The sequence below is a fragment of the Actinomycetota bacterium genome, from assembly GCA_036280995.1.
Lineage (GTDB): Bacteria > Actinomycetota > CALGFH01 > CALGFH01 > CALGFH01 > CALGFH01.
Genome location: DASUPQ010000716.1, coordinates 1 through 3,405, shown reverse-complemented (window position 1 = coordinate 3,405; position 3,405 = coordinate 1). Strand labels below are relative to the sequence as shown.

Below are 3,405 nucleotides of genomic sequence, written 5' to 3'. Positions count from 1 at the left end.
GATGGCTGAGTTCGGTCAGCTCCTCAACGCGGATTCCGGTCAGCCGCAGGACTTCGACCGCAGCCCAGGCCCAAAAAGCCCGTCTTTCTTCGGCTTTGAGATCACGGCGCTTGCCGGTGTCGGGATCCTCGGCCCACAGATGGCCGGCGGTTTCAGGCGTGCACTCGACGCGCCGCAGGAGGTCCTCTCCCGCGGCGAACTCCTGGCCGGGTTCGGCGGTCATCGCTGCTGTCAGCGACTGCGCGGCGCGGGTGCGTCGGTTCTCGGCGGCCGCGATCAGGGTGGGCAGCACCGGGAGGCGCTCGCGGGTGACGGCGCTCGTCGAAAATCCTCAGGGGTGCTCGTCGAAATTCCCCACCCTGTGGCGGGGTCAGCGTAGCGTGCCGGGGTGGGTGCCGGCGCGCAGCTTGTCGGTTCGGGCGTGGTGGTCGCGGAGGCGATACGAGTCTCCGGCGATGTCGAGCACGACGGATCGGTGCAGGAGCCGGTCGAGGAGGGCGGCGGCGACCATGTTGTCGCCGAGCACCTCCCCCCAGGAGGTCACCGGCCTATTGGTGGTCAGGATGATCGAGGTCTTGAGGTATCGCTGGGCCACGACCTGGAACAACGCGGAGGCGGCCTCGGCGGGCAGCGGGAGGTAGCCCAGTTCGTCGATCGCCAGGAGCGTGGGACCGGCGTAGAACCGCATGGTGGTGGCCCACCGGCCCTCGATCGCGGCGCGGTGGCAGCGGGCGGCAAGGTCGGCGGCGGTGGTGAAGTAGGTGCGGTAGCCGGCCTCGACGGCTTTGCGGGCCAGCCCGGTGGCGAGCATGGTCTTGCCGACCCCGGGCGGGCCGATCATCAGGACGTTGGTGGCGGACTCGAGGTAGCGGCAGGACGCAAGGTCGTTGATCAGGTGGGGGTCGACGCCGGGTTGGGCGTCGTAGTCGAACTCTTCCAGGGTGGCGTTGGTGGGCAGGCAGGCGAAGCGGAGCCGGCCGGCGAGTCGGCGGGCCTCGGTCGCGGTGACCTCGATCCGCAGCAGCCGTTCCAGAGCGGCGGTGGGGGTGAGTTTCTCGGTGCGGGCCTGGTCCAGGACGGCCGGCAGGGCCGCGGCGGCGTCGAGCAGCTTGAGGGTGCTCAGGTGGCCGCGCAGCTGCTGGTAGCGGCTGTTCTCGGCGGTCGTGGCCGGGGCTGTTGTGTCGCTGGTGTCGGTGGTCATGGCAGGTTCCTCCGGGCGGCGGCCGCGGCCGCGTAGGCGGCCAGATCGACGACGGGTTCGGTGTCGGTGGTGGTGCCGCGCAGCACGTCGGCGGCGAACAGGGCGGCCGGGCCGGGTGGGATGCGTTCCTTGCGGCGGTGCGGCCTTGCGGTGGTGAACGCCGCGAGGGCGGCCTTGTTCAACGCGGTGACGTGGTGCTCGCTGCGGATCGTGGCGCCGGTGCCGTCGGCGACCCGGTGGTGCAGGGCCACGGTCACGCCGTTATCGGTGACGAACAACAGGACCGGGGAGTTCAGCCGGTGGGTGACGCTGACCGGGCCGCCGGCCAGCTCGGGCGGCACGGAGTACCGGTTCCCGCGGAACGACACCAGCGCCTGCGCGGACACCACCCGTGGCACGCTCACCTCTACCGGGAACGCCGCCGCCGGCAGCGGGGCGAGCCGCTCACGGGCGGCCAGATCCGCGACGGTGCATCGGTTCCCGTCGACATCGACCCGGTCCCGGGCATCACCGACGGTGGCGCAGAACTCGTCGAGCCGGGCTTGGGCGGCGGCGACGGTGATGTCGTCGGGCAGGGTGCGCCACCATCGTTGCGCGGCGGTGTGGTTGGCCTTCTCGACCACACCCTTGCGGTTGCCCCGCCGGGGCGGGCACGGTTTAACCTGCACTCCATAATGTTTCGCGACCGCTGCGTAGGAGTCGGTGACGTTGCCGCTGCCCGGATACACGACCGTGGCCATCCGGTCGAACCGCCAGACCCGGGTCAGCCCGCCGAGCCGGACCACGACCTGGTGCTGCGCGTCGATCAGCTGCGGCTGGTCCATCGCCTCGGCCAGCACCCCACGCCACTTGCCGGAATGGGACAGGGCGCCGACGAGCAGGAACGCCTTGGATCCGTAGCCGTCCCAGCTCTTGGGCGGGTCGGGCAGCTCGACCCAGTCCCATTGGGTTTCCTCGGCCGGCGGGTGCTCGATCACCGCTGCCGGGCGGCCGCCGGCCGGCCGGCACGCATGGCACACCGGCCGCAGCTGCCGGGCCCGCAGGTTGTGCGTCAGCCGCGGGTAGGAACGGTCGTAGCCCAGCTGCAGCAGCTCGTCGTACAGGGCGGTCGCCCACAGGTGCGGGTCCTCGACCAGCCGCTCCCGGCAGTAGGTAACGAACGGTTCGAACACGTCCGGGCCGGCCGGCGCCCGGACGCCGGCGGTCCGCTCACCGTTTAAGTACGCCCGAATGGTTTTTCGGTCTTTGCCCAGGTGGCGGGCGATCGCGGAGATCGACCACCCCCTGCGGCGCAGGGCGTGTGCGTCCACGTCTTCCTCTCGTGTCAGCATGAAGCGGGCTCCCTCGAACAGCTGGTCGGTGGTCAGAGACCGCCAGCGTCGAGGGAGCGCCGCCGTCTTCGGTGGAGCCACGCGCGTCACCCGCGCTTCGAAATGGCGTGGTCGGGTTCGGTGGCGCCCAGGTGGGCCAGGTGCTGCAGTGCGGCGTCCAACACGTGGGCCAACTCGTGCGCCGCTTCGCGGGCGTCGGCCAGGTCGGTCCCTACGGCCGCGACGATCCGGCCGGGATCGGTGCCGGTGTCGGAGCGGACCCGGCCGGCGTCGTGCTCGGTCTGCAGCCAGTGGTCGAGCTGGCCCAGCAGCTGCGGCAACCGGCCGGCGAGCACGGCGAGCTCGCCGACCAACCGGTACAGCTCGGCCGGCCCGGTGAAGGCGCCGGGATCGCGGGTGAGGTGGTTCAACTCCCGCACAGCCTCGGCCGCCCGCCCGGCCAGCTCCAGGACGTGCCCGTCGCCGGTCACGGCGCGCTCACCGCCCGTCGGCCGGCGAGGGGCCCGGGCGGTTCGATCGCCGCCGGGCGGCCGCCCGACGGTCCGCTCGCCCGTCCGAGTACGAGCGGGATCGCCGGTCGGTCGTCGCCACGTGGCGGGCAGCGGCCGGGATCGACCAGACCCTCTGGGGTGATGCGCGGTGCGTGCACTTCGTTCCTCCCGTGTGAGCGATGAAGCAGGGGCCACACGGGTGGGGAAATTCAGCGAGCAGGTCTGGGGAGATTCAGGCGAGCGTCATTACGGGTGCGCTGGTCCATCCGCGACTTGCGGGCGGCGGCTGTCTTGCTGCGGCCACTCGTGAGCTCGCCGTCGCGAATGGGGCAGACCGCGACCCATGGTCCCCACCGGGATGGGTCGTCGGCGGCCCACTGGG

4 protein-coding genes are annotated in these 3,405 nt (G+C 71.7%); all 4 read right to left on the bottom strand.

Annotated elements, in window-relative coordinates; genetic code table 11:
- Nucleotides 1-292, bottom strand: a 292-nt coding sequence (locus VF468_24100; GenBank protein HEX5881370.1) for a site-specific integrase, incomplete at its 3' end; no start/stop codon positions are given.
- Nucleotides 293-370: 78 nt separating this feature from the next.
- Nucleotides 371-1,201: an IS21-like element helper ATPase IstB gene (istB, locus tag VF468_24095; GenBank protein HEX5881369.1), complete on the bottom strand. Its 831-nt coding sequence runs from the start codon at nucleotides 1,199-1,201 to the stop codon at nucleotides 371-373.
- Nucleotides 1,198-2,532, bottom strand: coding sequence for an IS21 family transposase (locus VF468_24090; protein ID HEX5881368.1), 1,335 nt, complete (start codon nucleotides 2,530-2,532; stop codon nucleotides 1,198-1,200). Before VF468_24090 ends, istB begins: the two co-directional genes overlap by 4 nt.
- Nucleotides 2,533-2,618: 86 nt before the next feature.
- Nucleotides 2,619-3,002 (bottom strand): hypothetical protein, encoded by a 384-nt coding sequence (locus VF468_24085; protein HEX5881367.1) that lies wholly within the window; start codon nucleotides 3,000-3,002, stop codon nucleotides 2,619-2,621.
- Between the last annotated feature and the right edge of the window lie 403 nt (nucleotides 3,003-3,405).